The following is a 3,365-nucleotide window of genomic DNA, read 5'->3' as shown; positions in this document are numbered from 1 at the left end:
GGTTCGGGAATTGGGGCCGGTTCTCACGGCGATCATGATTGCAGCCAGGGCCGGTTCGGCTATCGCCGCAGAGATCGGCATTCAACGCATCTCCGAACAGATTGACGCCCTGGACACCATGCGTATTGATCCGCTCAGATATCTCATCAGCCCGAGAATTACCGCTTCGATCATCAGCTTTCCCTTGCTCACCGCCCTGTTCGACCTCGTCGGCATTGTCGGCGGGTACGTCTCCGGCGTATTGCTCCTGGGCGCCAATGCCAGCACCTATGTTTATCGTGTTCAGACCAGTATGGACATAAAAGATATCACTGACGGTTTGATCAAGTCGGTTGTTTTTGCCGTCATCGTATCCACGGTCTGTTGTTACCAGGGTTATTTTACCCACATGCGCACGGACAGCCACGGCGCCAAGGCCGTCGGGCTCTCCACGACCTCTGCCGTTGTGGTCTCCTGCGTGCTTATCCTGGTGTCAGACTATGTCGTGACGTCGCTGCTCATCTGAGGATAGCCCCATGGAAAGCCCGTTAATCGAGTTCAAGGATGTCACCAAGCGCTTCGGCGCCCGAAGCGTCCTTGAACGGGTCAACCTGCAGATCTACGAGGGACAGGTCACGACCATAATCGGCCTGAGCGGCTCGGGCAAGAGTGTGCTCCTCAAGCATATCATCGGGCTGCTCAAGCCGGATGAAGGGACCATTCTCTTCAAGGGCAAACCCCTGAGCGAGATGAATAAAAGCGAGAGCGCCGCCAATCTCGCTCAGATAAGCTACATGTTTCAAGACAATGCCCTTTTCGATTCCATGACCGTCTATGAAAATATCGCCCTTCCCCTTCGGGAGACGACGAACCTGAGTAAAGCCAAGATCGATAGCAGGGTTATGGCCAGAATCGAACAGACGGAACTTGAGGATGCGGCCCATAAGTATCCCTCGGAGCTCTCCGGCGGCATGCAAAAACGGGCAGCCCTGGCGCGGGCTTTGGTAACGGATCCTCGAATCGTCCTCTTCGACGAACCCACTTCCGGCCAGGACCCGGTCCGGAAAAATGCCATCCTGGGCATGATTGCCCAGTATCAGCGGAAATTCGGGTTTACGGCGATCCTGGTCAGCCATGAGATACCGGATGTCTATTTTATCTCAAACCGCATTCTTGCCCTCTATGATCGATCCATCGTTTTCCAAGGCTCTCCGGAGGAGCTGGAAAATTTCGACCACCCGTTCAAGGAGGAGGTCATTCGCAGTCTGGAAGGGCTGCAGAAAGAATTAACGGGTCTCTATTCCAAACGGCAATTCAAAGTGATGCATCATGTTCAGTTGACGCAGACAACAAGCGGGGCAACCTACTGCGTTGCGGTTTTTTCTCTGGATGATCTGGATATCATCCGGACGAGCGCAGGCCATGATGCGGCACAGGTGGCCATACGGAGTCTGGGAAGCTATATCGATAAACACTTCGGCGCTATAGGGGGCTTTTCCACACGCCGCCGCAGCAATGAATTTGTTACGGTACTCCCCTATTCGGATCTGACGGAAGCGGAGAGCATTCTCAACGATTTTGCCAAGGATTTTCAAGAACGGGGCATTCATGACGTCTCGGCGGCAGCTCGCAGGCAGACAACGTCGGCGGGGTGTGTCGAATTTACGGTCCTGGCCGGAATTGCCCAGGGTCAACCGGTTGCCGATATCGATTCCGTCATCGATGCGGCAAAATCTCAACAAAAAGAAATTGCCCGTCTTCGGTGTGACGGGAGGGGGTAAGCAGATGAAAAAGTACACGATGGAAACCACGGTTGGCATTTTTCTCGTTTTCGGGCTCCTCTGCGTTGGGTATATGACGGTGAAACTCGGTCATGTTTCCCTGCTCGGCGACAACGCCTATTCTCTCTTTGCCCGATTCACCTCGGTCACCGGCCTGAGGGCCGGCAGCCTTGTTTATATCTCCGGCATTGAGGTGGGGCGCGTGGAGCGACTCACCATGGACCAGGAAAAGCAGAAGGCCATGGTGGAGATTCGCATTCGGAATGACATCAAGATTTTTGATGATGCCATTGCCTCCATTAAAACGGAGGGGCTGATCGGCGATATGCATCTCAGCATTGACCCCGGGGGCGCAGGCGCAATTCTCAAGCCGGGTGGAACCATTACCGAAACGCAATCGGCGGTGGACATCGCAGATCTCATCAGCAAGTATGCCTTCGGAGATGTGAAGAAACCGTAGTCGCGTAAACGGATCAAGAGAGGTAATCCATGAAAAGACCGATCGTCGCATTGACCATCCTCATTCTGTTGCTGTTTTCTCTTCCGGTATATGCCGGTCCGCCGTTGGACGCGGTTCAGTCTAACGTCAACAAAGTGCTGGAGGTGTTGCGCGATCCAAAGCTCAAAGCCGCGTCGGCCAAGGAGATCGAAAAGGAGAAACTTCGGCTTATCTATGAACGCATGTTTGATGATGTCGAACTTTCGAAGCGCACCTTGTCCAGGCACTGGAACAGCATGAATGTCGCCCAGCGTAAGGAGTTCGTCCTCCTTTTTCGACAGGTGCTGGAAAAGGCCTACATCGACAAAATCCTTGCCTACACCGACGAGAAAATTGTCTTTGAGCGGGAGACCATGGTCTCGGAAACACAGGCCGAGATTCAAACGAAAATCGTCACCTCTTCAAAGGAGATTCCTATCTTCTATAGAGTGATTCTGAAGGACGGCGCTTGGAAAGTATATGACATCGTTATTGAAAATGTGAGCCTGGTTCTGAATTATCGTACCCAGTTCAATGACATCCTGGCAAAAAATACGCCCGAACAGTTGCTTGAGATCCTGCGAAAGAAAGTGAAGGGGCAATAGGGTCCAGTTTATGAAAGCTTTCTCATTTCCCGTTCTCCTGCTCGTTTTTTTCGCTGCGGGCTGTGCTCACAGTCCTGATCCCGCCGCTACTCTCGCACCGCCGGTTGCACCTCCTCATGCTCAGCAGGTCTTCGTTGTCTCCGATCCCGTGCAGATCCCTCCAAAACCCCCCGAGATGCCGGTTACATCTGAAACCAAGAACATCGATGAATATGGGGATATCGAAGTTCCTGAGAAGGTGAGCGGGGAGGCAAAACCTGAGATTGCCGACCCCCTGGAGCCCTTCAACCGGGCCATGTATCACTTCAACGACAAGCTTTACTTCTGGCTGCTCAAACCGGTCGCGCAGGGATATGGGAAAGTCGTTCCCGAGGCCGCACGGGTCGGCGTAAGCAATTTCTTTGCGAACCTCGCCTTCCCGATCCGTTTCGTCAATTGCCTGCTCCAGGCGAACTTCGAGGGTGCGGCCGCGGAACTTGGCCGTTTCACGGTAAACACTCTATGGGGTGTCGGGGGGTTTCT

Annotated in this window: 5 protein-coding genes; all 5 read left to right on the top strand. The window is 53.5% G+C overall.

From position 1 onward, the window contains the following. Positions 1-10 precede the first annotated feature (10 nt). On the top strand, positions 11-505 hold the full coding sequence (locus WC600_19025; protein MFA4904823.1) for an ABC transporter permease: 495 nt from the start codon (positions 11-13) through the stop codon (positions 503-505). 10 nt (positions 506-515) lie between these two features. Continuing rightward, positions 516-1,760, top strand: coding sequence for an ATP-binding cassette domain-containing protein (locus WC600_19020; protein MFA4904822.1), 1,245 nt, complete (start codon positions 516-518; stop codon positions 1,758-1,760). Between the two features lie 4 nt (positions 1,761-1,764). Then, positions 1,765-2,220 carry an outer membrane lipid asymmetry maintenance protein MlaD gene (gene mlaD / locus WC600_19015; GenBank protein MFA4904821.1) on the top strand — a complete coding sequence of 152 codons (456 nt, stop codon included), beginning with the start codon at positions 1,765-1,767 and terminating at the stop codon, positions 2,218-2,220. Positions 2,221-2,249: 29 nt separating this feature from the next. Next, positions 2,250-2,843 (top strand): ABC transporter substrate-binding protein, encoded by a 594-nt coding sequence (locus tag WC600_19010; protein MFA4904820.1) that lies wholly within the window; start codon positions 2,250-2,252, stop codon positions 2,841-2,843. A 10-nt stretch (positions 2,844-2,853) separates the two neighbouring features. Then, positions 2,854-3,365: MlaA family lipoprotein (locus WC600_19005; protein ID MFA4904819.1), on the top strand; the 512-nt coding region annotated here is incomplete at its 3' end.

It is taken from the genome of Desulfobaccales bacterium (assembly GCA_041648175.1).
GTDB lineage: Bacteria > Desulfobacterota > Desulfobaccia > Desulfobaccales > 0-14-0-80-60-11 > 0-14-0-80-60-11.
Note: the sequence above shows the minus strand (reverse complement) of the source record. Positions and strands in the feature narration are given on the sequence as shown.